Here is a 243-nt window from a genome sequence, read left to right on the forward strand (position 1 = left end):
GCACCGCGACGTAGCCCAGGAGGAACCCGGAGATGATCGGCGTGGCCCGTTGGAGGGCGTCGATGCCGATGCCGACACCGGCCATCATGTCGGTCAGCGCGAGCACGACGACGTACGTGTCGGCCGCCGCCAGCGCCACGGCCGTCGACGCCACGGCGAGGAGCCCGAGCCGGTGGCGGGGCGGTGCGCCGACCGGGCCCCGCGCCTCACGGATCGGCTGATGCGTCACGGGCAGGTCACCGT

The 243-nt window shown here is 74.1% G+C and carries 1 pseudogene; it reads right to left on the bottom strand.

Features of this window, described 5'->3' with window-relative positions:
• Window positions 1–243: pseudogene (locus ACPYOI_RS36810) on the bottom strand (hypothetical protein); the annotation flags it as partial.

It is taken from the genome of Rhizobium sp. SVR5-2C (assembly GCF_056755115.1).